Source organism: Glutamicibacter sp. PAEs-4 (assembly GCF_051161755.1).
In the GTDB taxonomy this organism is placed as follows: domain Bacteria; phylum Actinomycetota; class Actinomycetes; order Actinomycetales; family Micrococcaceae; genus Glutamicibacter; species Glutamicibacter nicotianae.
This window is the reverse complement of sequence record NZ_CP195017.1, coordinates 186,133-208,648: the sequence shown is the minus strand read 5'-3', so window position 1 is coordinate 208,648 and position 22,516 is coordinate 186,133. Positions and strand designations below refer to the sequence as shown.

The window sequence follows — 22,516 nt, the reverse complement described above, 5'->3', positions numbered from 1 at the left end:
AGCAAAGCACCCCGCTACGCACCGGAAATTTTCCACTGCGCAACGAGGTGCTGTCCGTGCGATCCTGCGCTGGCTACAGGCCCAGCTCGTCCTTGCCGTAGGCGAACAGGTAGGGGACGCCGGCTTCTTCTTCGATGCGTTCCTTGGCTCCGGTGTCCCGGTCAACGATCACTGCCACGGCAATGACGTTGCCGCCTGCCTTGCGCACACCTTCTACAGCGGTCAGCGCGGAGCCGCCAGTGGTGGAAGTATCTTCGAGCACGATGACATCGCGGCCTTCAACGCTTGGCCCCTCAACCTGGCGGCCCATACCATAGGACTTCTGCGCCTTGCGGACCACGAATGCATCGATGGCGCGCTGCCGGGCACGTGCGGTGTGCATGATGGCGGTGCCTACCGGGTCGGCGCCCATGGTCAGGCCGCCGACATTGGTGAATTCCAGCTTGACCTCGTCCAGCAGGTCAAGCATGACTTCGCCAACGAGTCCGGATGCTTCCTGATGCAGGGTGACACGGCGCAGATCGATGTAGTAATCGGCTTCCTTGCCCGAGGACAAGGTGACCTTGCCGCGCACAATGGCTAGTTCTTGGATCAGTTCTTTTAGTCGCTCACGCGCGCTGGTTTCGCTCATACCTCGATTCTAGTCGGCATCATGGCTAGGCTGATTTCATGAACGCAAAACGCCCCTTGGGTTACTGGTTGAAATTGGTGGATTCGCTGATTGACGAGCAGTTTGCAGCGACTTTGGAAGAACACGGTGTGACGCGCAGGCAATGGCAGGTGCTCAACCTGCTGGAGCAGCAGCCTGCCACCGAGGCGCAGCTGGACGCCGGGCTTTCCCCATTCTTCGCTTCCCCGGATGAACCGCAATCATTGCGGGAACACCTTGCCGAGCTGATCGAATCAGGTTGGGTTACGGCAGTGAACGGCGAATATTCCATCACCGAGCGTGGGCACACTTCGCTGCTCAAGCTCAGCGAGCTGGTGGAGAAGATCCGCACCCAGTTCGGCCAGGACCTGGATGGTTCCGAATATGACGCTGTGGTTGAAACCCTGGAGAAGATCGCCCGGAATCTGGGCTGGGATCCCGACCGGGAATCAGCATAGCCCCGCCGGGATTTGTTGAGAACAGATTAACTTTCGTTCCCAGCCGGTGCAGCGGTACCGCACGGCGATGGCTCATGCCTAGGATTAGAAGCATGCGTGAACTGCAAGCAAAGATCATTGAAGAGCTGGGCGTGCGCCCGGAAATCGACCCGGCCGGCGAGATCCGCCGGCGCATCGACTTCCTCAAGGACTATCTGTCCGCCACCGGTGCGAAGGGATTCGTGCTGGGTATTTCCGGCGGCATCGATTCGACGCTGGCTGGTCGTCTGGCCCAGCTGGCAGTTGAAGAGGTGCGAGATGTTGGCGGCGAGGCCCGCTTCGTGTCGGTGCGCCTGCCGCATGGCGTGCAGAAGGATGCTGCCGATGCTCAAGCCGCCATGGATTTCGTGGCTGCCGACGAGCAGTTCGAGGTGAACATCCAGAAGCCGGTCGCCGCCTTCGACGAGGCCTTGGCTGATGCAGGGCACCCGTCGCTGAGCGATTTCAACCGCGGCAACCTCAAGGCCCGCTCCCGAATGCTGATGCAGTATGCCATGGCCGGCGACCGCGGGATGCTGGTACTGGGCACCGACCACGCGGCCGAGTCGGTCACCGGCTTCTTCACCAAGTTCGGCGACGGCGCAGCGGATCTGTTGCCCTTGGCCGGACTGAACAAGCGCCAGAACCAGGCGCTGCTGCGCGAGCTGCAGGCCCCTGAGCTGCTGTGGGCCAAGGAGCCGACCGCGGATCTGCTGGATGGCCAGCCCCTGCGCGCAGATGAAGACGAGCTCGGCCTGACCTATCCGCAGATTGACGATTACCTCGAGGGCCGAGAGATCGATCCGTCCGCTGCCGAAGCCATCGAGCGGCGCTTCCTGGGATCACGGCATAAGCGCACCGTGCCTGCCACCTACTGGGACAAGTGGTGGCGCGCCTAGCAGTTATCCCAATCCGGTAATTTCCTTCAGCGCCTGGACATGTTGCGCAAAGGCCTCTTGCCCGGACGAAGTCAGCTTCGCCCAGGTGCGGGGCCTTTTGCCCACGTACCCCTTCTTGATCTGCACGTACCCTCCGGCCTCCAGTGCGCTCAAATGCCGCGACAGCACCGAATCCGAAATGCCGATGGCTTCCTTCAAGGATTTGAAGTCAGCTTCGTCTACTGCTTGCAGGGAACCCATTAGCGAAAGCCGCACCGGGTTGGAGAAATCGTCATTGAGCCGTTCACGGGCATGGGAACTCACTTGCGCACCATCGCAATTCCGGTCAGCGACAACGGTGCGGCAACGATGATCCAGATCAACGCGATGACGCCCCAGCCCATGGATCCGGCTCCGAGCAACGCAACAGCCACCGCATAAAGCACCATGCTGATAGTGAATCCCCGGAGGTACATTTTTGAATGCCCGCGCGGCAGCGAGCGGTAGAGCTTCCCGTAGGCCAAGGAAATAGCTATGACGGCTATGGCAAACAAAACCATGATGACGATGAAGCCGGTGAAATTCTCGTCGGGGCGATAGAGCTGCAGCAGCGCCGCCAGCCCGCCCATGAGGACCCCCAGGATGATGCAATAGGTGCCCAGCAATTTGGCACCGTATCCGGCAGCCCGCTGCATTCCCTGTTGCGCCATCCCCAGGGCGGCAAGTTGCTCTTCGGGAGTCATTTCATTGTCGGAGCTCATTTGATGGCCGCCTTGCGGGCCTTCTGCTGACGCTGGGCATGGATGGAAGTCATGGTCATGCAGAGGGCCATGAAGAAGCCCATGCCGATGAAGAGCAGCGAGTTGTTGCCCGTGGCATAGGCGGTCATGGCCATTGCCGCGAAGGCTAGGCCTGCCGAAACGATGATGACGGTGTACCAAGTGCTGAATGGAATCTTCATTGTCCTGCTCCTTTGACTTCGATCTTCCTTGTCCCTTGACCATAATAAGTACTTTCCATTTTGGAAAGTACTTGTTATGGTTTGGAAAGGAAAATCTTGAAGTACGCTGGAGCCGGCTACACGAAGGCGCTCACTCCGGTCAGCGCGCGCCCGACGATCAGCGAGTTGATCTCATAGGTGCCTTCATAGGTATGGAGAATTTCGACATCGCAGAAGACCTTGGCCATTTCGAAATCGCTCACCACGCCATTGCCGCCAAGCATCGCCCGGCCCAACGCGGCCGACTCCCTTGCCAGGCGGGTGGCAGTCGACTTCGCCATGGCAGCATCCTCCATGCGCAGTTTTCCACGCTCTTGCTTGCGGGCAATCTCGCACATCATGGAGAGGCAGGCGCCCAGATTGCCTGCGATTTCGGCCAGCGGCTGCTGGATCAGCTGGAAGGCGGCCAACGGCTTGCCGAACTGCTGGCGCTGCGTGGCGTAGGCCTTGCAGATGTCGAGCGTGGCCATAATCGCGCCGGCAGCCTGCCATCCCACCCAAGCGCGCGATTGCATCAGCAGCTGGTTTGCGGCGGCGAAGCTGGTGGCCCCGGGCAACTTGTTCACTACTGGAATCCGCACATTCTCCAGCCGGATATCCGCATTCTGCATGCCGCGCAGCCCGATCTTGTTTTCAATCTTGGTGGCGCTGTATCCAGGGCGGTCCGATTCAACGAGGTACGCTCCGATCTGCGCAGTCTCCTCGTCCTTGGCCCAGACCAGCGCGAAATCGCTCAGCGTACCCATGCCGATCCAGCGCTTGGCGCCGTTGATGACGTATTCGTCCCCGCCGCGGTGCGCGGTGGCGCCTATGCCTCCGGCGATATCCGATCCATGCTCCGGTTCGGTCAGCGCAAATGCGCCGAAGGCTTCAAACCCGGCGAGCTTGTCCTGCCACCGCGCCCGCTGCTGCTCCGACCCCAGTTCGTGGATCATCCCAAGCACCAGTTCATTATGGATGCCGACCACTGATGAGGTTGAAATATCGGCCCGGGCGAGTTCTGCATGGATCAGCCCGCGCAGCAGATGAGAGCTGTCCTCCAGCTGCAAACCACCCAGCCCCAATTCGGCCAGCTTGCCGATCAGCTCGGCGGGAAATTCTTCGCGGTTCCAGTAGCCAATCGACTGGCGGCGCACCTCGCGCTGCGCCACCTGGCTGATTTCACGCAGCCGCTGCCGTTCGGCTTCCTCCAGTTGTCCGGCCATATTCAAGAGGTCCATCTGGGGATTCCTTCCAAACCATAGGAAGTCCAAGTATATTGTTGGACTAAGTCTTCTTTTGGGGGTATGCAAATGACTTCTCCGCTGCCACGCGATCCAATCGCGCAAGCCAGGGAACAGTGGATTTCCCATGGGTGGTCAGCCGAGGCCGATTCCATGGCCGCGATTACCGCGGTGATGCGCACCGCATCGATCTACTTGCAGCGGGCCGACGCCATCCTCAAGCCTCACGGACTGACGTTTGCGCGATTCGAAGTGCTCGCCCTGCTCGGCTTCTCGAAGCGCGGTTCCCTGCCGATGAGCCAGGCCAGCCAGCTGCTGCAGGTTCACGCAACCAGCCTGACCAATTCGGTAGACCGGCTGGAAGCCACCGGCTTGGTGCGGCGCATCCCGCACCCAACCGATGGCCGCACCCGGCTATTGGAGCTCACGACCGCAGGCCAGCAGGTGCTGCCCGCGGCCCGTGACGACCTGAACGAAAAGCTCTTCGCCCGAAGCAATCTTTCGGGCACCGACGCAACCGAAATCTTCGAAATCCTGGCCCGCTTCCGCAAGGCCTCCGGGGACTTCCTATAGCGAGCCGTCGCGGATCGCGTTGATGATCCCGGAGAAGTCGGTCCCCGCATTGCCTTCATCGCTGAATTTGCGGTACAGCACCGCGGCAAGGGAGCCGAGCTGGGCATCGGTCGTCGTATGCTCCAGCGCACTGGCTGCCAGGCCCAGGTCCTTGGCCATCAATGCGGCGGCGAATCCCGGCTGGTAGTCCCGATTGGCAGGAGAGGCTGGCACCGGCCCAGGTACAGGGCAATTGGTCGTCACCGACCAGCACTGTCCCGAGGCCGAGGAAATGACATCGAACAGCGCCTGGTGCTCCAGGCCCAGCCGTTCTCCGAGCACGAACGCCTCGGCAGCGCCAATCATCGAGATGCCCAGCAGCATGTTGTTGCAGACCTTGGCGGCCTGTCCGGCGCCGTATCCGCCGCAATGCACGATGCGCTTGCCCATATGCTCAAGCACGCCGGTGATCTCCTCGAGATCCTCGGACTGCGCACCGAGCATGAAGGTCAGGGTCCCCGCTTCCGCCCCGACGACGCCTCCGGAAACCGGGGCATCGGCGCTGCGATGCCCCGCGTCAACCGCAAGCTGCGCCGCTTCACGGGCCTGTGCTACATCGATGGTGGAGCACTCCAGGAAGAGCGTATTGGGCTTGGCGTTCTCCAGCAGGTATTCACGGTAGGCATCGAGCACGTGCTTGCCCGAGGGGAACATGGTGATGACGATATCGACATCGGTGGCCGCCTCTGCGCCTGTCGCCACGGTGGCTATGCCTGCTTCCGCGGCCGCCTGCACCGCGGCAGGAACCACGTCGAAGCCCTTGACCCGGTAGCCGGCCTTGTGCAGGTTAATGGCCATGGGCAGTCCCATATGGCCCATGCCGAGGAATCCGATAACTGGTTTGACGCTCATGAGTGGCTCTTTTCCTCTAGATCTTCAGCGAGCAGTGCGAAAGTCAGTTCTGCTCCCGGCAAGGGTGCCAGGTGCCTTTGCGTGCGTTGGGCCGGAGTTTGGCCGAGGACAGTTTCGGTCCATTGCGGATTGCGGTCCTTGTCGACCACTGCGGCGCGAATGCCCTCGGCGAAATCTGGGTCGTCGAGCCGATGCACGGCGGCCCGGTATTCCCGCTGCAGATCCGTTCTCAAATCGGCTCCAGCCAGGCGAATGAGTTCTTCGGCTAGGCGTACCGAGCTTGGGCAGGCAGCGGCCAATGCCTTCAGCGCTTCCTGGGCTTGCGGAGAGTGGTTGCGCTCCAGGGCATGCACTACTGCTGGGATGCTTTCCTCGCCAAAGGACTGCACCCATTCTTCGTGCAGGAATCCGGGCTTCGGGCTCTGCGCATAGTCGGCCAGCACTGCCGCAGCGGGCTGGGTTTCCAGCTCGGCGAGCAAGTCAGGGATCTTCTCCTGCGGCACATAGGAGTCGGCCAGACCCAAGGCGATGGTGTCGGCGGCGCCGAATTTCATTCCGGTCAGGGCCGCCAAGCGTCCGGCGGCATGCGGCGCACGCGCCAGCAAATGCGTTCCACCCACGTCTGGGAAGAATCCGATGCCGACTTCCGGCATGCCGCACCGGCTGGCTTCAGTAACAATGCGATGGCTGCCGTGCGCCGAGATGCCGATGCCGCCGCCAAGGACAATTCCGTCCATGAGCGCAATGTACGGCTTGGGGTACTCGTCGATCAGGACATTGAGCTGGTATTCAATGCGCCAGAAGTCGGCCGAAGCGCCACTGCGGTCCAGGATGTCCCGGTAGATCGCCACGATATCCCCACCGGCGCACAGGCCGCGCTCCCCAGCGCCCATGACCGCTACTTGGGCGATCTCCGGGTCATTGCGCCACTGAAGCAGGGCGTCGAGGAATTCCCGGCACATGTCCGTGGTGAGCGCGTTGAGGGCCTTGGGCCGGTTCAGCGTTATGAGTCCCAGGTGCCCCCGGCGTTCGGTCAGAATCTCAGGCAACAGACTCTCCTTTGAGTGATTGAGGTCACCTACTGGTGTCGAATATACTCGGACTTCCAACTAAATTGAAGTGGCACAGGACAGCAAACTTGATAGGTTGAACTAGTGAAGATTGCAACCTGGAATGTGAACTCGCTGCGAGCCCGCGCCGACCGTGTTGAGGATTGGCTGCGCCGCACCGATGTAGATGTCCTGGCTATCCAGGAAACTAAGTGCAAAGACGACAATTTCCCCTGGGAACTGTTCGAGAACAACGACTACGAGGTGGCGCACTTCGGAGTCAACCAGTGGAATGGCGTCGCCATCGCTTCCCGCGTTGGCCTCGAAGATGTTGAACGCACCTTCCCTGGACAGCCGGAATTCGGCAAGGCCGGAAAGAACCCGATCCAAGAGCCTCGCGCCATCGCGGCAACCTGCGGCGAGGTGCGCATCTGGAGCCTGTACGTCCCGAACGGGCGCGCGCTGGATGACGAGCACATGGGCTACAAGTTGAACTGGCTGGACGTGCTCAAGCAGGAATCCGCCGGCTGGCTGGAGCAGAATCCCCAGGCGCAGATTGCCTTGATGGGCGATTGGAACATTGCGCCAAAGGACGAAGACGTCTGGGACATCGACTTCTTCATCGAGAACAAGATGACCCACGTGTCAGCACCAGAGCGTGCCGCCTTCGCTGCCTTCGAGGAACTGGGCTTCACCGATGTGGTGCGCCCGCATACCGAAGGCCAATACACCTATTGGGACTACACGCAGTTGCGTTTCCCGAAGGGCGAAGGCATGCGCATTGATTTCTCGCTCACCTCGCCGGCGCTCACCGCACGGGTAATCGGTGCGAGCATTGACCGCGAGGAACGCAAGGGCAAGGGCGCCAGCGACCACGCCCCGGTCATCGTGGAGCTGGCCGGCTAGTCATGACGGCAAAGATGACTGGGCCCGCCGCAGAGCTGACGGCCGCCACAGCGCACCTTCGCGTCTATGAGCCGCTGGATGCCTTTGAGGATTGGGCCCAGTCCATCATCTTGCGCACTCCCCGGCGCACCGGGGAGCAATGGGACGCCTTCGAGAACGAGCGGCTCTGGAGCCGCACCCTGCGCAACGTCTCCGACCCGTTCCCGCACGACGAGCCGGAATTCTTCCGCAGCGTGAAGTCCTTGGACTACCAAGGCACCGAGCACACCCGGTACTGCCCAGGACAGCTGCAGGCACGCAGCCTGCTCGCCGCCGAACAAGCCGAAGAAGCCATGCGGACCGAGGTGTTCGACCTGCTGGTGCCGCCGGCAGCGCGGCAGGCCAATGCCCAACGCGTTGATGCCGACCGCCTGGCCAAAGACCTGACCCATCTGCACACGAGGACCTCGTCATGGGGCATCCCGCTTGGCTGGTTCGCCCTCTTCCGCGAAGATGACGAGCACGAGCTGGTGTATAGCGGCGAGCAGTTGAAATCCGTTCGCATGTACGCCTCCTTCGAGCAGGCCATTAATCGCCTGTCTTGGGCAGTGCAGACGCTGGCGACCCATGCGCCGCAGTCGCAGCTTTTCGAGGAGCTGGGCAGCCTGGGAGGCTGGCTGGAAACTTTCGACAGCCGCTCGGTGATTGAACTGGATTATGGACTGCTGGCAGAAATTGTGTGGCCAGATGAATCCGTGAATGATCTGATGCACGGTATTCAGGCATTGGAAGACGAGGACCTGACGAGTGCCGCTGCGGCATACCGCCGGCTGAGCAGTCGCTGGATCGGCCCGCGGCATCTGGGTCGCGCAAACTAGCTATCTGTCCCCGGATACAGCAAAAGCTCCGGAATCCGGAGCTTCTGTTTAGTATGCGACCCTGACGGGACTTGAACCCGCGACCTCCGCCGTGACAGGGCGGCGCGCTAACCAACTGCGCTACAGGGCCTGGTGCTTTGAATAAATTCAAGTCACACAGTAAAACCCCCGGGATGAACCGAGGGCCTGCGTGGCTCCGACCGGCGTCGATCCGGTGACCTTTCGATTTTCAGTCGAACGCTCTACCAACTGAGCTACAGAGCCTGGTACCACTAAGTGGACACCAAATTTACTATTGGAATAGTAAATTGAGCGACCCTGACGGGACTTGAACCCGCGACCTCCGCCGTGACAGGGCGGCGCGCTAACCAACTGCGCTACAGGGCCTTGCTTTCGCAAGCCAATGGATTTCTCCATCTGGCAACCACTAAGTGGTTGCTTGTACCCCCAACGGGATTCGAACCCGTGCCGCTGCCGTGAAAGGGCAGTGTCCTAGGCCGCTAGACGATGGGGGCCTAAGTTGTTCGCTTCGGTTTCTTGCTTCTCCGTAGCGGACTCCAATAACTATACGCAGTGTTTTTTGCTTTTGCAAAATCGGCTCCTGGGCGGGTTTTGCCCATGCCAAATCGGGTGCACAGGCATAGTCTGGAACCATGCTTTTCGAGATGGATGACGACGAATTCCAGGCTCTGGTCGAACAGGCTATCGACGCGATTCCAGAGGCCGCCTTCGCAATGATGGACAACGTCATCTTCTTCATCGAAGACGAGTACGAGCCTCTCCCTGGAGAGCCGGAAAACCCTGAGATTCTGGGGTTATACGAGGGTGTCGCACTCACGGAACGGGACCTGGATTGGGGCGCCGGCGCACTCCCGGATCGCATTACGATCTTCAAGAATCCGACGCTTCGAGCCTGCGAAACACGTGAAGAAGTGGTGCGGGAAATCGGGATTACGGTGATGCACGAAGTGGCCCACCACTTCGGAATCGACGATGCGAAATTGCACGAATTAGGGTGGTCGTAGCGCCGAAATCGCAAAATCTTCTTTTGAGATCTGCCTCACAAAACAATTAGATTCCGGCGGCCTGTTTCCAGCTGAGAGAGACCAGGGCCACAGGCCAGCGATCGAAACTAGCCGCTGGGGCACATCCTCCACCCGGAAGGCGACGCGGCTCAATTGCGATGCCTATAACCAAAGTGGTGCTTAATAGGCAGGCACCTGCCGCGCTCGCGCCGGCCCAGCTCGGCGAGACGAGAAATTGCCGCCGGAAGAACTTGGCACGGCCACTTTCCCTTGCCACCACGGCCAAGCGCGGAGGGCAGCAAAGGATCTTCATGCACTTCGCAGGGACGATCCCTTTTAAAGGCAACGCTTTGAGCCGCACCCATTCACCCCGCACGTTACCCAAACTTCATGGCAAGTAAGCCCTTGGTAACGAAGCGAGACGCATCTATTAGTTATTTCCCAATTGCTCTCGATAAGTCATACAGGACCGAAAAACCATTATCTGTGCAGATCACCGCCGAATAGGCCCGAGAATTACACGGATGGGATTCATGTGACTGATGTGAACAGTGTTGCCAAGCGTGTCTTAATTGGCCTAATGTGCTATTTGGAGTCTTATCCGAATCGTGACCTTCATATTGCTGAAAGTCACGACTCACGCACTCCGCGTCATCCATGTACTTAGTGAGGAACGATATGGCTACTCGCCACACGCTCGGTGTTGCTGCAAGCACCCTGGCCCTAGCGGTGTCCTGCCTTGCAGGCGCTTTGCCCGCTTCCGCATCTACTTCAGCTTCACTCCCTCAGTCTGTGGCGATCGCTCCCGCACCAAGCACTTCTGCGCTGCCGTCGGACGCGGAAGTCCAGGAAGCAAAGAAGGACAAAGCTTCGACGAACGCGATGATCGCGCGAATCGAAGCTTCCCTTGCTTCCAGCCGTGCCGAGTTGCAGCGCGTTGAAACCGAAGCCGCACAGGCCCAGGAATCCCTGCTTACTGCCGGCGAAGAGCGCGATCTGCGCACCGCTGCAGCTGAGAAGGCCGTTGAACAGCTTGAGTACGCAAAGACTTACTTGGAGCAGAGCCGCAACGATCTGGGCGCTATCGCCTCAGATATCTACCGCAACGGCGCTGGCACCTCAACCCTGAGCCTGCTCCTTGATGACAACCAGGAAGGCGACCTGTTCTACAAGGCCGCTACCATCGACGCATTGAGCGAACAGAAGGTTCAGTCCGTCAACACCGCCACCGAGGCCGAGGGCCTCGTTTCGGCTTGGCAGGAGTACGCCGACGCGGCACAGAATGCCGCGCAGGAAGCCGCAGCGAACTATGACGCCGCTGCAGCGACCGCGAACAGCACCTTGGCCATCTACGAAGCGGCTATCGAACCTGAGCAGCAGCTGCGCGATGAATTGATCGGCCACCTTGCAACCTTGAAGCAGAAGGAAGAAGCCGAGGTCCGCCAGGCGGTTGAAGAGCGCGAGGCGCAGGAGCAGGAAGAAACTCTTGCGGAAGTGATCGCCGAAGAGGAAAACGTCAACGTTCCCGAAAAGGACATCTTCACCATTCAGCCGCTCACGATTGAAAAGCCTCGCGAGCTGCAGCAGACCGAACCTGAAGAGGAAACGGTCGAGCCTGAGCCTGAGCAGGTTGAAGAAGAACCGGAAACCACTGAGCCACCTGCAGCTCCAAAGCCAGAGCCAACCAAGAAGGCCGAACCGAAGCCGGAACCAACCAAGAAGGCCGAACCGAAGCCGGAACCAACCAAGAAGGCCGAACCGAAGCCGGAACCAACCAAGAAGGCCGAACCGAAGCCAGAGCCAACCAAGAAGGCCGAACCGAAGCCGGAACCAACCAAGAAGGCCGAACCGAAGCCAGAGCCAACCAAGAAGGCCGAACCGAAGCCGGAACCAACCAAGAAGGCCGAACCGAAGCCGGAGCCGAAGCCCAAGGCCACCCCGAAGCCTGAGCCGAAGCCCAAGGTCACCCCGAAGCCGACCCCCAAGCCGGAACCAAAGCCAGAGCCGAAGCCTGAGATTGCTCCGCAGTCCAGCAACTACTCGGCAGCGATTTCCTGGGCCTTGAATACTGCAGATGATCCAAGCAAGTACTACGTCTACGGCGCCAACGGACCGGATGCCTTCGACTGCTCGAGCTTTTCGCAGCGCGCCTTCGGCAAGTCCGGCATCAGCCTGCCACGCACCTCGTCGCAGCAGTTCGCCAGCGCCCCGCAGTACGTGTCGCTGAGCAATCTGCGCCCGGGCGACCTGGTGTTCTCGTCATCCAATGGCGGATCCTCGTTCTACCACGTAGCCATCTACATCGGCAACGGCCAGGTAGTCCACGCTCGCAACCCGAGTGCCGGCATCTCGGTGACTCCGCTGAGCTACGTCAACAACCTCTACCCGAAGGCAGCCCGCTACTAAGCTGGATCCCCTCGAGCACGAAGGCCGCGCACCCGGTGGGTGCGCGGCCTTCGTGCATGCTGGCTGTTGCGGCGCGGCTACTGCTCCTGCGCCCTGGTGTCGAAGTCCTTGCGGTTCTCCAGCCGAGGATCGTCCGAGTCCGGCACAACCATGACCGGGCCCTTGGAGTGGTGCAAGACGCCCTGCGAGGTCGAGCCGAGCAGCATCCCGGTGAAGCCGCCACGGCCGCGGGAGCCGGTCACGGTCAGCACCGCATGCTCGGACTCGCGGATCAGCACCTCAACCGGCGGCCCGGAGACCACATCGGTTTCGATCTTCACCGTCGGATAATGCGACTTGAGCCATTTGGTGCCCACGCTCATCTGGTAGCGCACGTCTTCGAGCACGGCTTCCTGGTCCACGGTCGCCGGCATCCAGGCCAGCGCCGCTCCCACCGGCGGCACCGCGCAGATCAGCCGCAGCGTCAGGTCGCTGGCGATGGCCGCCTCCGCTGCCGCCAGCACCGCAGAACGGGCGCGGTCCGAGCCGTCGACGCCGACCACGATGCATTTGCGGTCCGCCGCGACGGCGGCGCCGGCTTCCTCCTGCTCCTTGGCCATGGCCAGCGGAACCACGACAGTTGGGCACTTGGAGTGCGCTGGCAGCGCCGAGGAGACCGAACCGAGCAGGCGGCCCACGAAGCCACCGCGGCCGCGGGTTCCGACTACTACCAATTCCGCGTCCTGGCTCAGATCCAGCAGCACGCCCGACGGGTCCCCCGACTCGATATAGGTGCGGATGGTTGCTGTGCTGCCTTCGAGCTCTGCACGGGCCTGGCGCACAATGTCCTCGGCACCCCCGCGGATCAGATCGTCGTCCAGGGTTGAGTAGCCCGCGTCCATGGAGGATGCGGCAAACACCGGGATGGTATAGGCGGACACGATATTCAATACGCTGCCGCGGCGCACCGCTTCGCGTTCGGCCCAGCGCAAAGCGCATTTGCTCTGCTGGGAACCGTCTACGCCAACGACAATTCCTTCGATCTTCTCTGCTGCTACTGGTGCTTCGTCACTCATCAGACTCGCTCCTCAAATACCTCAGATACAACGGGTTGTGACTTCCCTTACCACCAATGTACTTGCTTCCGCAGTTCTAGGTGTGAGTTGGGTCTAAAGTTTTCGCGTACAGCCTACTGAATAGCTGGATCGATATGAATCAGCGGCTGAAACGTCATAGAATTTTTCCATGCCCTCCTCCACAAAATCCCCGTCCGGGACTGCTATAAGCGCACGCATCAACCGATATTTCAAGATTTCGGAACGGCGTTCAACGTTCTCCACCGAAGTTCGCGGCGGCATCGCCACCTTCTTCGCGATGAGCTACATCGTCGTCCTCAACCCGCTGGTTCTTTCCGGTGCCGATTCCTCGGGCGGCGAGTTGGGCATCCAGCGCGTTGCCGCAGTGACCGCATTTGTCGCCGGCATCCTGACCATCCTGATGGGCATCTGGGCCCGTCACCCATTCGCCATGGCCACCGGCCTGGGCGTCAATGCCTTCGTGGCCATCACCGTGGCCACGAACCCGGAACTGACCTGGGCCGACGTCATGGGCTTGGTGCTCATTGCCGGTGTGGTCATGTTCGGCCTGGTGCTTACCGGATTCCGAACCGCGGTGTTCAACGCGGTTCCCGCCGGGCTGAAGACCGCGATCGTGGTGGGCATCGGCATGTTCATCGCCCTGATCGGCCTGGTCAATGCCGGATTCGTCCAGCGCCTTCCGGATGCCGCGAACACCACCGTGCCGGTGGGCCTGGGCTTCGACGGCGAGCTGATGGGCTGGCCGATCCTGGTCTTCGTCGTCGGCCTGCTGCTGACCATGGCCCTGGTGGTGCGCAAGGTCAAGGGCGCAATCCTGATCGGCATCGTCGTTTCCGCGATCCTCGCCAACACCCTCGAAGCCGTCTTCCACATCGGCGCGATGGAAACCAACACCTGGTCGCTGGTGGTTCCGTCGCTGCCTGAATGGACCCTGCCGGACCTGTCGCTGATCGGCCAGGTCAGCGCGTTCGGCGCCTTCAGCAAGATCGGCGTCACCGCCGCCTCGTTGCTGGCCTTCGTCATCCTACTCTCGATCTTCTTCGACGCCATGGGCACCATGGTGGGCTTGGCTTCCGAAGCCGGTTCCATGGACGAGAACGGGCAGATCCCCGATGTGGACAAGGTCCTGCTGGTGGACGCGGCCGGCGCAATCGTCGGCGGCGGCACCTCGAGCTCCTCGGCGCAGATCTTCGTGGAGTCCGGCGCCGGCATCGGCGAGGGCGCCCGCACCGGCCTGGCCTCGGTGGTCACCGGCCTGCTGATGATCGTGGCGATGTTCCTGAGCCCGCTGATCTACCTGGTGCCTTTCGAAGCCGTGGCTCCGGCCCTGGTGGTCGTCGGCTTCATGATGATCACCCAGGTTTCCAAGATCGACTGGAACGACTGGGGCATCGCGCTGCCGGCCTTCCTGACCTTCACCCTGATGCCGTTCACCTACTCGATCGCCAATGGCATCGGCGCCGGGTTCATCTCCTACGTGTTCATCCGCGCCACCCAGGGACGCGCCAAGGAAATCCACCCATTGATGTGGGTTGTTTCCGCGGCCTTCGTGCTGTTCTTCGGCATCGGCCTGATTGAAATGTGGGCCGGGGTCAAGTAGCCCCGCAGCCCTTCGGCGCCCCGCCATCGCAGTCGCGATGGCGGGGCGCCTTTTGCCTTCGCACCGGCGGGAACTGGATAGGATGGGGCCTATGAGCGAACAGCAGAATACCGCCGGGCAGTGGATCCAGGTGGCAGCAGGCTTGAAGAACCCTTCGATGCGCCGGCTTCTCGGCGCGGTGCTCAGCGGGCAGGGTGCGCCCGAGCCAGCAAGCAAGTCCGAGCGCAAGGACTTGAAACGCTGGGCCAGCATCGGGCTGCTGCGCCACGACGGCTCCGGGTGGGCGCTGGATGATGAACTGCTGGAGAAGACCTTGGCCTCGGCCTCGGCCGCGAAGGCCAACCGCAGCGGGATCCGCCGCTTCTTCGACGGGCACCAGCTGCAATCCCTCCCAGCGAAACCGGCGGACCGCCACGAGGTGGTTCTCTACCTGCGCAACGCGGTCATCGGCGATGAGGAAGAGCTGCGCGAAGAGCAGCTCAATGAACGCCTGCGGGTGTTCCACCCGGACGTCGCGCTGCTGCGCCGCTACATGGTCGACCACGGCCTGCTGCAGCGCGCCGCCGACGGCACCGGCTACAGGATGGGCACCGTCAGCTAGCCGGTAATCGGCGCGGCGCCAGTGGCGAAGCGGCGCACGGCTTCGCCGGCAACCAGCTGCGCGGGCAACGGCGCGGTCCGCAGGCTGCGCTCGAAGGCCGGGCCGAGCTTGAGCGGCTCGTCGCTGGCCAGGAACACGATGTTCCCGTAGCGGCGGCCCTTGAGCATCGGCGGGTCGGCGACCATGGCCACATGCTCGAAGACCTCCAGCAGCGTCGCGGCTTCCGCCTTGGCGCCGGCCAGGTCCGCGGTATCGCCGCAATTCATGATGTAGACGCCACCGGCGTCCAGCACCCGCTGCGCTTCACGGGCGTAGGAGGCAGTGGTCAGCTCGCGCGGGGTGGTGCTGCCGGCAAAGACATCGCGGATGATCACATCGCGGCTCGCATCGCTCAAGGTGGGCAGCACCTGCGCCGCGTCCCCCACGCGCAGGCGCACCAGCGGGGCACGCGGCACCTCGAAGTTCACGCGCACCAGCTCGGCCAGCTTGGCATCCAGCTCCACCACGACCTGTCGGGCGTTTTCATAGCTGGCGGCAACCCAGCGGGCCATGGAGCAGCCGCCTCCGCCGAGGTGGAGCACGCGCAGCTTGCGGGCGCGGCCATCAAATTGCCCGGCAGGAAAACCGATGGTGAAGATCGGTTCCATCCAGCGCATGTACTCGAAATCGAGATAGGTCGGATCATCCAAATCCACGTGCGAGGACGGCACGCCGTTGACCTTCAGGATGTAGCGGTTGGCACCGTAGGGATCGGCCTCGATCACCGCCGTACCGGTGTCGATCGGAAATTCTCCGAGCATTGATTCCTTGGTATCCCTAGCCACGTGCGCGCACCATCCGTTGCTCGATCAAGCCTTTCCAGCTGCCAGCCAGGGCTTCGCTGGTTCCATCGGGGGTGAATCCCTGCTTCGCGAAGAAGGCCAGGGCCCGCTCGTTGCCCTGCAAAACCCAGACCAGCGCATCGCGCTCTCCCAGGACCACATCGAGAAGGTGCTGGCCCAGTCCGGTGCCGTAATACTGTTCCAGGACATAGAGCATGCCCAATTCGATATCTACTCCGGCGTCCTTGTCCTCGTCGATGGCCGGTGTGCCGCCGGCTACCCCGATGATGCGTCCGTCGCGGTCTTCGGCGATGAAGAATTGCGCGCCGGATGCCAGCCCGCGTTCCCACCAGGCTACCTGGCCATCGAGCTGGCCTTCGTGGTGGGCGAAGAATGATTCATCGCGAAGTGCGGCGTACGCTTCCCGCCAGGCTTGCAATTTCATCTGCAATGCGGGGCGGACGTCTTGTTCAGTAGCCAGTCGGATTCGATAGTCGTTCATTTGCGGCACTTCTCTAGCCTACGGCAGTAGCTTCGCTAATCTCTTCCAACTCACCAAGGCACCCTCCTACTAAAGTAGGATTGCGGACTATCCAGATGTTTGAAAAACTTTTGATGTCGTTGCAAATTTCTTGGATCAAGAGGGGGTCGGGCTTGGACCGGAATACAAAATACGCTGCCTTGACCGGTGGCCTTGTCGGTTCACTGACCCTGACCATCAGCCTTTCCTCGACCTTCTGGGTGATTCTGCTCGGTTGCGTCCTCTTGGCCGCCGGCTTCAGCATTCTAGCCAGATTCGAACGTTTCTGGGGCCCCGCCGAGCCGGACCACTACTACTACATCGTCCCCATGCTGGTTGGCCCAGTAGTTGCGGGCCTGGTGCGCAACACCGAGCAGGCCCTGTGGGTAGGCCCGCCGATGGGCGTGCTTTGCGGATTGGGCGTGTACTTCTTGATCCTGAAGTCGCCGCCGTTCAAGCAGGACGAAGCCGGGGAACACGATGCCGAACTCCCCGAGCACTCTCCTACGCGCTAGCCGTGGCCGCTAGAGGACTCGCGCGAGCGCGAATCCATCCCAGCCTTTGACGCCCACGGTCTGCAGGGCGGTGGCTGATACGCGCGGATCATCGCGCAACCACCGCAAGGCGTCCTGGATCCCCCGCACATCGGCCTCCTGCGTCCCGTGCCGAGCCGGGTCATCCAAGACTGCGCCGCTGCGCACCACGTTGTCGAGCACCAGCACGGTCCCTGGATGCGACAGTTTCACTGCCCGTTCGAGGTAGGCCACGTTGTTGCGCTTATCTGCATCGATGAAGATCAGGTCAAATGGCGCAACTCGCTTGGACAACAGCGAATCCAGCGAACCTTGGGCCGCGCCCAACTTGATTTCAACGCGTTCCGACAGTCCTGCCCGCTGCAAATTCTCGCGCGCAACCGAGGCGTGCAGAGGTTCGAATTCGCAGCTGATGACGTTACCGGCTTCTCCCACGCCCCGGGCAAGCCAGCTGGTCGAATAGCCGCCGAGGGTTCCGATTTCCAGGACCCTGCGTGTGCCTGTGATCTCGGCGAGCAGCTGGAGGAACTTGCCCTGGGCCGGGCTGACTTCAATCCGCGGCAATCCGGCGCTATGGGAATGCTCGCGGCCTGCTTCCAAAGCGTCAACACGCAGACCCAGCTCCCGCTCCAGGTACTCGTCGACTGCCCCGGCATCGCGTTCGGCTGAATGGTGGATCATGACGACATTTTCTCCTCACTATCCTTGATGGCCTTCTCGAGCCGCTGGATCTTGCCGTCAAGCTCGCCCTCGTAGCCGGGGCGGATGTCGGCTTTCAGCACCAGCGATACGCGCGAACCGAATCGGCCAGCAGCCATGGTGGCTTGCTTGACCACCTCCATGACTTCATCCCATTCGCCTTCGATCTCGGTGAACATGGAGCTGGTGCGATTGGGAAGACCGGAATCCCGGACGACTTTCACCGCTTCAGCCACTGCGTCATGGACCGAGCCATTGGGGTTGTCATTACTAGGTGCTACTGAGAAAGCTACAATCATGCTTCCACTGTCCCACTACGCGCTGGGCTTGTCATCTGCCGTGCAGGCAATATTTAGGCAGCCAGTCCACTCGCCCTGAGCAAGATGGCCGCCAGGGCACCAGCAACAACGACGACAAGATAGGGCGCCTTGAAAACCAGCGCAATAATCGCGGCCGCGAGAGCGCCAATCCTGGCATCGATGACCAGTTCCTGTCCCGAGGTGAAGGCATTCACCGTCACCAAGGAAGACAGCAGCGCGATGGTCAGTGTGGCGGCGACATGGGACATGGTCGGCGAGTCCAAGACCCTGCGGGGCACAAAGAAGCCGCAGAGCTTGATGGCGTAGGCCGTTAGGCAGGCCCCGAGAATCCACCAGCTCAACTCGTTCACGCTTTCTCCTCCTCAATGCTTTCCAGTTCACCATGCTCGGTCGCCGCCGGGGCACGGCGGCCGGTGGCCACGGCGTAGATCGCGGCGCAGGCCGCCGTCACCAGAATCGGCAAGCCCGGCGCGGTCACCGGTACCGCCAGCGCGGTAAGGATCGCCGCGGCAATTGCGATCATGATCGGTTCAACTGATTTCAGCCGCGGCCAGAGCAGCCCGATGAAGGCCGCAACCGCGGCGCCATCCAGGCCCCACGCAGCAGGGTCGCCCATGCGTTCGCCGAGCAAGGCGCCAACGAGGGTGAACAGGTTCCACAGGACGTAGACGCCGGCACCTGCGGCGATGAATCCGCGGCGCTTCTCCGCCGGATCCGATTGCCCCAAGCTCACTGCGGTGGATTCGTCGATGGTCACCTGGGCCATCCAAGGCACATGCCGTCCCAGCGGGCGCAAGGTTTGCTTGATCTGCATCCCGTACACGGCATTGCGGATGCCCAGCAGCGAAGCCGCGGAGAATGCCGCCGAGGCGGCACCGCCGCCGGAGATCACCCCGATGAAGGCGAACTGCGAGCCGCCGGTGAACATCAGGGCGCTCAGCGCAACGGATTGCCATAGATTCAGGCCCGCGGCGATGGACAGCGCCCCGAAGGAAATGCCGTAGAGCCCGGTGGCGATCGCGATGGAAAGGCCCATCTTGGTCGCCGGCGTGAACCAGCTAGCGGACGTGGCGGGCATCGTACCTGACCTTGTAGACACCGCGTTTGACCTTCGCCTCGCCGATTTCAACGTGCTCCAGTTGGTCCAGATGCTTCACGTGGGTGCCGCCGCACGGTTCAGCATTCACCCCGGCGATGATCACGGTGCGGATGCCCTCTTCATCGATGGTGGTTGTGACTTCGCCGCCACCTGCAATGAGTTCATTGACGCGGTCTTGGATCATGGCCTTGGCCGCGGCCCGTTCGTTCTCATCGCCCAACGGCAGATCAACGGTCACCGGATCGAAGTCGAGCCGGGATTGCCCGGGGAAGTGCGAGTGGCCCTTGTGCTGCCAGCCGCGATCTTCACCGGCAAAGCCCAGGACGTGCCCGGCGGTGTGCAGGGCTGCATGGGCAAGGCGCAGCTCGCCATCGATCTCGGCTTCGACCCGATCTCCCACCTGCTTGGTGCCGGCACCGTACAGGATCACCAGACCGTTCTCGCCGCGCTGGACCGATACCGGCAGCCCGTCTACGGTGCCCGAGTCTTCAGGCTGGCCGCCGCCGCGCGGATGGAAGATATTCGGGCTAAGGGCAATCCACTGGCCTTCGTCATCGCTGCCCGCAGCAATGACTTCAGCTTCGGTGGCGAAAACATAGGTGTCCTGCAGGTACAGATTGACCTGTGCGGTTTCTTCGGTGCTCATGTTTCCTAGCTCAGCTCCAGCTCTTTGCGTAGTTCTGCCGGACGGTTGCTGGTCAGTTCCCCAACGCCCAGGTCCACCAGGAATTGCGCATCTGCCGGACGGTCGACCGTCCAGATCCGCGCTTTCAATCCTTGCTCCAGCCACCGGCGCACAAGATGCTCGTTGGCTCGGGTCCAGGCGACGCCGGATCCGACGATTCCAGCTCCCCCTGCGTTGATCAGTTCGATTCCTTCAGGCACGGAGCGGTACAGCACCTCGTAGACACCGGCCCTGCCCACGTCACCCGAATCAATCAGTTGCTGGACGTAGTCCGGATTGACTTCGGTCATCAATTGGCACAACAGCGCAGTGCTGACCGTGCGGGCCAGATAGCGCAGGGAATTCGGCTCGAAGCTCATCAAGGTCACGGCAATCTGTCCCTGCGAGCCGGCGGTCCCGGTTTGCGGGTCGAACCCGTGCTCTGCAAGTACCTGCAGCACGCCCTTTTCCAGCAGGTGGCCATAGGGGCTTGGATGCTTGATTTCGATGGCCAAACCAATTGGCTTGCCGCGTTCTTCAATGAGAGCGAAGAGTTCGCCGAGGCTCAGGAGCTGCTCGTTTTCGGTCCCATACTCGGCCGGGACGATGCTCGGTACGACTCCGGTGAAGTCCATGGCTTTCATTTCCGCCAAGGTATATCCGGCAACGAGACCGGATGAATCGGAGGTGCGGTCGACCGTTGGATCGTGGTGGCAAACAACGATTCCGTCTTTGCTCAGATGGACGTCGCATTCAATTCCATCGGCACCTTCGTCGATGGCCTGTAGATAGGCGGCACGAGTGTTCTCCGAATATTTATGGGAGCTGCCGCGATGGGCGAAGAAAAGCGTATCCATGCTTCCTACGCTACGCGATCCCCGCTCCTTGATACTGTAGATTAGCCTTGGCTCGACGCATATTTCATCAACTGCGTTCAGGTCTTTTGCGTGCAGTTGCAAGCTCCTGCGGCCATCATGAAAAACTCGAAACTCCCCGGCAAGAAAAGGTGTCTGCATTTCCGATTCTGCCCCGGATTCCCAAGGCAAAATCGTCATCCGCATGGGATCAGCGAACTCGCCGATAACTGGCTGCAATTGCACCGCTGGAGAGCGGTTGCGCTGAGATCAATTCCAGATGACGGGATTTCTGCAACCCTGCCTGGTGCAACGTTGGACCATGGCCGGCGATAACTGGGTGAATTAGGAAGTGGTACTCATCGATGAGTTCCATCCTGTCCAGAGCTGTTGCCAGCTTGCCGCTGCCCAGAAGCACACCATCGGGGTACTGGTCTTTCAGCCTCAGTACACAGGCGCGCAGCTCTCCAGTTAGCAGGTGGGAGTTATTCCATGAATATGCCGTACGAGTGCTCGAGACAACGTATTTGGGCTTCGCCTCCAGTTGCTGTGCCCAGCGAAGCAGCGCTGGCGGCGCTGAGATGTCGCCCCGAGCCACAGCTGGCCAGTACTCCTCCATCAGTTCGTAGGTAACACGACCCCAGAGCATCGCTCCATGCGCATTCATCAGACCCGTGAAATAGTCGTGCGATTCATCGTCGGCGATGCCTTCTCGATGATCGACGCAGCCATCCAGCATGACGTTGTAGCTAAATGCCAGTAAACCCATCAGAAGCTCCTGCAGCCATTTGCTTGCCGGACGAACCCCGGTGCACTGACTCTAGGATTAGGCGCTTATTGCGTCAAGCAGCTGTCTTAGGGCACCAGGGAATTTGCGGTGAACGGGGACTGCGCGATCGCGACAGAAATAACTGTCCACAGTCCAAGACCGGGGTACTCGCTGCCGGGCAGCCATGCCGAGTTCGGCTTCCGCGATCCTATGCATCAAACGTAGGCTCGCTGCATGACACAGCCAGATTCAGTCATCAGTTTGTCCCCTGTCCCACACGACCTTGTGCCCATTATCCAGGGCTTGGTCCAAGGCTCTTGGCCAAAGACTGAAGTTGAGCGTGAGGCCCTGTTCGATGCGCTTGGATTCGTATCAGGCACCGCGATTGATTCCGACGACCAGGATTCACCTCATCAGATGACGAGTCTGGACCTCGGCCTGCCAGGAAAAATATCGAGTACTTGGGATACGTACCGTCAACAATTCCTCAGTGTCTGTACGTTCCTCTACAGTTCTCGGGTCCCCCAAGATCCAGTCACCCGGTCTGGGTTTGCTGTTTTGCAGGCAGAACTCTCAGAGGTGTATGGCGCTCCGGAACGCCCCTGGGAAGACGAGGATCAGTCCATTCGCATTTGGCGATGCAATGGCCGGAGCATCACCTTGCAGTTATTCAATCGGCGGGATAGCACCGTGATGCTCACGGTTGAAGATTTGGCGCTCGCTTCAGTCATTGAATCTGAAGAAGCGGCCCATTAGCCTTCTCAATTCTTGGATCGGATGAAACAAGCCCTTGCCACGGCGATTGTTCCCGCGGCAGCGCCAATCAACGCGACGGCAAGCACGATCAGTAGAACTTTGATCAGGGTCTACGGGATATGCAGCGTGAACTACGCTATTCCGATAGCAAAAAACGTCATCAAACACCAGTGATGCGATAGCCGGTCCTGCGGACAGGAGCGACGCTTTCTCAGCCATACCTCGATGATGGGCCGGCTGCGAGGCTGGACAACAGCCGCGGCAATTAAAC

28 protein-coding genes and 4 tRNA genes are annotated in these 22,516 nt (G+C 61.0%); 11 read left to right on the top strand and 21 right to left on the bottom strand.

Annotated elements, in window-relative coordinates; all coding sequences use genetic code 11:
• Positions 1-73: 73 nt before the first annotated feature.
• Positions 74-631, bottom strand: coding sequence for an orotate phosphoribosyltransferase (gene pyrE, locus ACR9WD_RS01060; protein ID WP_434922517.1), 558 nt, complete (start codon positions 629-631; stop codon positions 74-76).
• Positions 632-669: 38 nt separating this feature from the next.
• Between pyrE and ACR9WD_RS01055 the strand changes: the two genes are divergently transcribed.
• Entirely contained in the window at positions 670-1,107 is a 438-nt protein-coding gene (locus ACR9WD_RS01055; protein WP_038992004.1) for a MarR family winged helix-turn-helix transcriptional regulator, read from the top strand.
• A 92-nt stretch (positions 1,108-1,199) separates the two neighbouring features.
• Positions 1,200-2,024 carry an ammonia-dependent NAD(+) synthetase gene (gene nadE, locus ACR9WD_RS01050; RefSeq protein ID WP_073707296.1) on the top strand — a complete coding sequence of 275 codons (825 nt, stop codon included), beginning with the start codon at positions 1,200-1,202 and terminating at the stop codon, positions 2,022-2,024.
• A 3-nt stretch (positions 2,025-2,027) separates the two neighbouring features.
• Here the strand turns inward: nadE and ACR9WD_RS01045 are convergent, their stop codons facing one another.
• From ACR9WD_RS01045 to ACR9WD_RS01030, 4 genes are all read right to left on the bottom strand, one after another.
• Entirely contained in the window at positions 2,028-2,327 is a 300-nt protein-coding gene (locus ACR9WD_RS01045) for a winged helix-turn-helix domain-containing protein (RefSeq protein WP_038992006.1), read from the bottom strand.
• Positions 2,324-2,764, bottom strand: coding sequence for a hypothetical protein (locus tag ACR9WD_RS01040; protein WP_073707295.1), 441 nt, complete (start codon positions 2,762-2,764; stop codon positions 2,324-2,326). The genes ACR9WD_RS01045 and ACR9WD_RS01040 overlap by 4 nt, the downstream gene beginning before the upstream one ends.
• Positions 2,761-2,964 (bottom strand): hypothetical protein, encoded by a 204-nt coding sequence (locus ACR9WD_RS01035; RefSeq protein WP_073707294.1) that lies wholly within the window; start codon positions 2,962-2,964, stop codon positions 2,761-2,763. Before ACR9WD_RS01035 ends, ACR9WD_RS01040 begins: the two co-directional genes overlap by 4 nt.
• Positions 2,965-3,080: 116 nt before the next feature.
• The gene (locus ACR9WD_RS01030) at positions 3,081-4,223 is read right to left on the bottom strand and encodes an acyl-CoA dehydrogenase family protein (RefSeq protein WP_434922516.1); all 1,143 of its coding nucleotides are present in this window, start codon (positions 4,221-4,223) and stop codon (positions 3,081-3,083) included.
• Between the two features lie 72 nt (positions 4,224-4,295).
• Here ACR9WD_RS01030 and ACR9WD_RS01025 point away from each other — a divergent pair, with 72 nt between their 5' ends.
• Entirely contained in the window at positions 4,296-4,799 is a 504-nt protein-coding gene (locus ACR9WD_RS01025) for a MarR family winged helix-turn-helix transcriptional regulator (protein WP_038992010.1), read from the top strand.
• Here ACR9WD_RS01025 and mmsB read toward each other — a convergent pair.
• Entirely contained in the window at positions 4,794-5,690 is an 897-nt protein-coding gene (mmsB, locus tag ACR9WD_RS01020; protein ID WP_434922515.1) for a 3-hydroxyisobutyrate dehydrogenase, read from the bottom strand. The genes ACR9WD_RS01025 and mmsB overlap by 6 nt on opposite strands.
• Positions 5,687-6,739, bottom strand: a complete 1,053-nt coding sequence (locus tag ACR9WD_RS01015; protein ID WP_073707291.1) for a 3-hydroxyisobutyryl-CoA hydrolase — start codon at positions 6,737-6,739, stop codon at positions 5,687-5,689. Before ACR9WD_RS01015 ends, mmsB begins: the two co-directional genes overlap by 4 nt.
• A gap of 105 nt (positions 6,740-6,844) precedes the next feature.
• On the opposite strand from ACR9WD_RS01015, the gene ACR9WD_RS01010 reads away from it, so the two are divergent.
• Both ACR9WD_RS01010 and ACR9WD_RS01005 read left to right on the top strand, forming a co-directional pair.
• Positions 6,845-7,645: an exodeoxyribonuclease III gene (locus tag ACR9WD_RS01010; protein WP_423299436.1), complete on the top strand. Its 801-nt coding sequence runs from the start codon at positions 6,845-6,847 to the stop codon at positions 7,643-7,645.
• 14 nt (positions 7,646-7,659) lie between these two features.
• A complete protein-coding gene (locus tag ACR9WD_RS01005; protein WP_434922514.1) occupies positions 7,660-8,502 on the top strand; it encodes a hypothetical protein in 843 nt (280 codons plus the stop codon).
• Between the two features lie 56 nt (positions 8,503-8,558).
• Here ACR9WD_RS01005 and ACR9WD_RS01000 read toward each other — a convergent pair.
• The 4 genes from ACR9WD_RS01000 to ACR9WD_RS00985 all read right to left on the bottom strand — a co-directional run bounded on the left by ACR9WD_RS01000 (position 8,559) and on the right by ACR9WD_RS00985 (position 9,017).
• Positions 8,559-8,632: transfer RNA gene (locus tag ACR9WD_RS01000), tRNA-Asp, on the bottom strand.
• A gap of 61 nt (positions 8,633-8,693) precedes the next feature.
• Positions 8,694-8,766: transfer RNA gene (locus tag ACR9WD_RS00995), tRNA-Phe, on the bottom strand.
• Positions 8,767-8,815: 49 nt separating this feature from the next.
• A tRNA-Asp gene (locus ACR9WD_RS00990) sits at positions 8,816-8,889 on the bottom strand.
• Positions 8,890-8,944: 55 nt separating this feature from the next.
• A tRNA-Glu gene (locus ACR9WD_RS00985) sits at positions 8,945-9,017 on the bottom strand.
• Between the two features lie 138 nt (positions 9,018-9,155).
• Here ACR9WD_RS00985 and ACR9WD_RS00980 point away from each other — a divergent pair.
• The gene (locus tag ACR9WD_RS00980) at positions 9,156-9,527 is read left to right on the top strand and encodes a metallopeptidase family protein (RefSeq protein ID WP_066143491.1); all 372 of its coding nucleotides are present in this window, start codon (positions 9,156-9,158) and stop codon (positions 9,525-9,527) included.
• A gap of 678 nt (positions 9,528-10,205) precedes the next feature.
• The gene (locus ACR9WD_RS00975) at positions 10,206-11,933 is read left to right on the top strand and encodes an NlpC/P60 family protein (RefSeq protein WP_434922513.1); all 1,728 of its coding nucleotides are present in this window, start codon (positions 10,206-10,208) and stop codon (positions 11,931-11,933) included.
• A gap of 77 nt (positions 11,934-12,010) precedes the next feature.
• Here the strand turns inward: ACR9WD_RS00975 and ACR9WD_RS00970 are convergent, their stop codons facing one another.
• Complete coding sequence (locus ACR9WD_RS00970) at positions 12,011-12,988, bottom strand: universal stress protein (protein WP_066143486.1); 978 nt, start codon at positions 12,986-12,988, stop codon at positions 12,011-12,013.
• Positions 12,989-13,157: 169 nt separating this feature from the next.
• On the opposite strand from ACR9WD_RS00970, the gene ACR9WD_RS00965 reads away from it, so the two are divergent.
• Positions 13,158-14,609 (top strand): NCS2 family permease, encoded by a 1,452-nt coding sequence (locus tag ACR9WD_RS00965; RefSeq protein ID WP_434922512.1) that lies wholly within the window; start codon positions 13,158-13,160, stop codon positions 14,607-14,609.
• Positions 14,610-14,700: 91 nt separating this feature from the next.
• Positions 14,701-15,210, top strand: a complete 510-nt coding sequence (locus ACR9WD_RS00960; protein ID WP_434922511.1) for a DUF2087 domain-containing protein — start codon at positions 14,701-14,703, stop codon at positions 15,208-15,210.
• On the opposite strand, the gene ACR9WD_RS00955 is transcribed toward ACR9WD_RS00960, so the two are convergent.
• A complete protein-coding gene (locus ACR9WD_RS00955) occupies positions 15,207-16,010 on the bottom strand; it encodes a spermidine synthase (RefSeq protein WP_143181101.1) in 804 nt (267 codons plus the stop codon). The two genes, ACR9WD_RS00960 and ACR9WD_RS00955, sit on opposite strands and share 4 nt — an antisense overlap.
• 16 nt (positions 16,011-16,026) lie before the next feature.
• Positions 16,027-16,533 (bottom strand): GNAT family N-acetyltransferase, encoded by a 507-nt coding sequence (locus tag ACR9WD_RS00950; RefSeq protein ID WP_434922510.1) that lies wholly within the window; start codon positions 16,531-16,533, stop codon positions 16,027-16,029.
• 152 nt (positions 16,534-16,685) lie between these two features.
• On the opposite strand from ACR9WD_RS00950, the gene ACR9WD_RS00945 reads away from it, so the two are divergent.
• Entirely contained in the window at positions 16,686-17,066 is a 381-nt protein-coding gene (locus ACR9WD_RS00945) for a hypothetical protein (RefSeq protein WP_121865960.1), read from the top strand.
• Positions 17,067-17,075: 9 nt separating this feature from the next.
• Here the strand turns inward: ACR9WD_RS00945 and ACR9WD_RS00940 are convergent, their stop codons facing one another.
• The 7 genes from ACR9WD_RS00940 to ACR9WD_RS00910 all read right to left on the bottom strand — a co-directional run bounded on the left by ACR9WD_RS00940 (position 17,076) and on the right by ACR9WD_RS00910 (position 21,489).
• Complete coding sequence (locus ACR9WD_RS00940; RefSeq protein WP_434922509.1) at positions 17,076-17,765, bottom strand: O-methyltransferase; 690 nt, start codon at positions 17,763-17,765, stop codon at positions 17,076-17,078.
• Complete coding sequence (locus ACR9WD_RS00935) at positions 17,762-18,082, bottom strand: thiamine-binding protein (protein WP_038992021.1); 321 nt, start codon at positions 18,080-18,082, stop codon at positions 17,762-17,764. The genes ACR9WD_RS00940 and ACR9WD_RS00935 overlap by 4 nt, the downstream gene beginning before the upstream one ends.
• Before the next feature lie 53 nt (positions 18,083-18,135).
• Positions 18,136-18,453, bottom strand: a complete 318-nt coding sequence (locus ACR9WD_RS00930; protein ID WP_083586775.1) for an AzlD domain-containing protein — start codon at positions 18,451-18,453, stop codon at positions 18,136-18,138.
• Positions 18,450-19,181 carry an AzlC family ABC transporter permease gene (locus tag ACR9WD_RS00925; protein ID WP_434922508.1) on the bottom strand — a complete coding sequence of 244 codons (732 nt, stop codon included), beginning with the start codon at positions 19,179-19,181 and terminating at the stop codon, positions 18,450-18,452. The genes ACR9WD_RS00930 and ACR9WD_RS00925 overlap by 4 nt, the downstream gene beginning before the upstream one ends.
• Positions 19,162-19,848: a hypothetical protein gene (locus tag ACR9WD_RS00920; protein WP_434922507.1), complete on the bottom strand. Its 687-nt coding sequence runs from the start codon at positions 19,846-19,848 to the stop codon at positions 19,162-19,164. Before ACR9WD_RS00920 ends, ACR9WD_RS00925 begins: the two co-directional genes overlap by 20 nt.
• A 5-nt stretch (positions 19,849-19,853) precedes the next feature.
• Positions 19,854-20,723, bottom strand: a complete 870-nt coding sequence (locus tag ACR9WD_RS00915) for a glycerophosphodiester phosphodiesterase (protein WP_434922506.1) — start codon at positions 20,721-20,723, stop codon at positions 19,854-19,856.
• A gap of 208 nt (positions 20,724-20,931) precedes the next feature.
• Positions 20,932-21,489 (bottom strand): dihydrofolate reductase family protein, encoded by a 558-nt coding sequence (locus ACR9WD_RS00910; protein WP_423299430.1) that lies wholly within the window; start codon positions 21,487-21,489, stop codon positions 20,932-20,934.
• A gap of 234 nt (positions 21,490-21,723) precedes the next feature.
• Between ACR9WD_RS00910 and ACR9WD_RS00905 the strand changes: the two genes are divergently transcribed.
• Positions 21,724-22,245, top strand: coding sequence for a hypothetical protein (locus tag ACR9WD_RS00905; protein ID WP_121865956.1), 522 nt, complete (start codon positions 21,724-21,726; stop codon positions 22,243-22,245).
• Positions 22,246-22,516: the final 271 nt, after the last annotated feature.

Coding starts and splice junctions, on each gene's coding strand:
- pyrE (WP_434922517.1), bottom strand. CDS start 631: ATGAGCGAAACCAGCGCGCGTGAGCGACTAAAAGAACTGATCCAAGAA.
- ACR9WD_RS01055 (WP_038992004.1), top strand. CDS start 670: ATGAACGCAAAACGCCCCTTGGGTTACTGGTTGAAATTGGTGGATTCG.
- nadE (WP_073707296.1), top strand. CDS start 1,200: ATGCGTGAACTGCAAGCAAAGATCATTGAAGAGCTGGGCGTGCGCCCG.
- ACR9WD_RS01040 (WP_073707295.1), bottom strand. CDS start 2,764: ATGAGCTCCGACAATGAAATGACTCCCGAAGAGCAACTTGCCGCCCTG.
- ACR9WD_RS01035 (WP_073707294.1), bottom strand. CDS start 2,964: ATGAAGATTCCATTCAGCACTTGGTACACCGTCATCATCGTTTCGGCA.
- ACR9WD_RS01030 (WP_434922516.1), bottom strand. CDS start 4,223: ATGGACCTCTTGAATATGGCCGGACAACTGGAGGAAGCCGAACGGCAG.
- ACR9WD_RS01025 (WP_038992010.1), top strand. CDS start 4,296: ATGACTTCTCCGCTGCCACGCGATCCAATCGCGCAAGCCAGGGAACAG.
- mmsB (WP_434922515.1), bottom strand. CDS start 5,690: ATGAGCGTCAAACCAGTTATCGGATTCCTCGGCATGGGCCATATGGGA.
- ACR9WD_RS01005 (WP_434922514.1), top strand. CDS start 7,660: ATGACTGGGCCCGCCGCAGAGCTGACGGCCGCCACAGCGCACCTTCGC.
- ACR9WD_RS00980 (WP_066143491.1), top strand. CDS start 9,156: ATGCTTTTCGAGATGGATGACGACGAATTCCAGGCTCTGGTCGAACAG.
- ACR9WD_RS00975 (WP_434922513.1), top strand. CDS start 10,206: ATGGCTACTCGCCACACGCTCGGTGTTGCTGCAAGCACCCTGGCCCTA.
- ACR9WD_RS00970 (WP_066143486.1), bottom strand. CDS start 12,988: ATGAGTGACGAAGCACCAGTAGCAGCAGAGAAGATCGAAGGAATTGTC.
- ACR9WD_RS00965 (WP_434922512.1), top strand. CDS start 13,158: ATGCCCTCCTCCACAAAATCCCCGTCCGGGACTGCTATAAGCGCACGC.
- ACR9WD_RS00960 (WP_434922511.1), top strand. CDS start 14,701: ATGAGCGAACAGCAGAATACCGCCGGGCAGTGGATCCAGGTGGCAGCA.
- ACR9WD_RS00955 (WP_143181101.1), bottom strand. CDS start 16,010: ATGCTCGGAGAATTTCCGATCGACACCGGTACGGCGGTGATCGAGGCC.
- ACR9WD_RS00950 (WP_434922510.1), bottom strand. CDS start 16,533: ATGAACGACTATCGAATCCGACTGGCTACTGAACAAGACGTCCGCCCC.
- ACR9WD_RS00940 (WP_434922509.1), bottom strand. CDS start 17,765: ATGATCCACCATTCAGCCGAACGCGATGCCGGGGCAGTCGACGAGTAC.
- ACR9WD_RS00935 (WP_038992021.1), bottom strand. CDS start 18,082: ATGATTGTAGCTTTCTCAGTAGCACCTAGTAATGACAACCCCAATGGC.
- ACR9WD_RS00925 (WP_434922508.1), bottom strand. CDS start 19,181: ATGCCCGCCACGTCCGCTAGCTGGTTCACGCCGGCGACCAAGATGGGC.
- ACR9WD_RS00920 (WP_434922507.1), bottom strand. CDS start 19,848: ATGAGCACCGAAGAAACCGCACAGGTCAATCTGTACCTGCAGGACACC.
- ACR9WD_RS00915 (WP_434922506.1), bottom strand. CDS start 20,723: ATGGATACGCTTTTCTTCGCCCATCGCGGCAGCTCCCATAAATATTCG.
- ACR9WD_RS00910 (WP_423299430.1), bottom strand. CDS start 21,489: ATGGGTTTACTGGCATTTAGCTACAACGTCATGCTGGATGGCTGCGTC.
- ACR9WD_RS00905 (WP_121865956.1), top strand. CDS start 21,724: ATGACACAGCCAGATTCAGTCATCAGTTTGTCCCCTGTCCCACACGAC.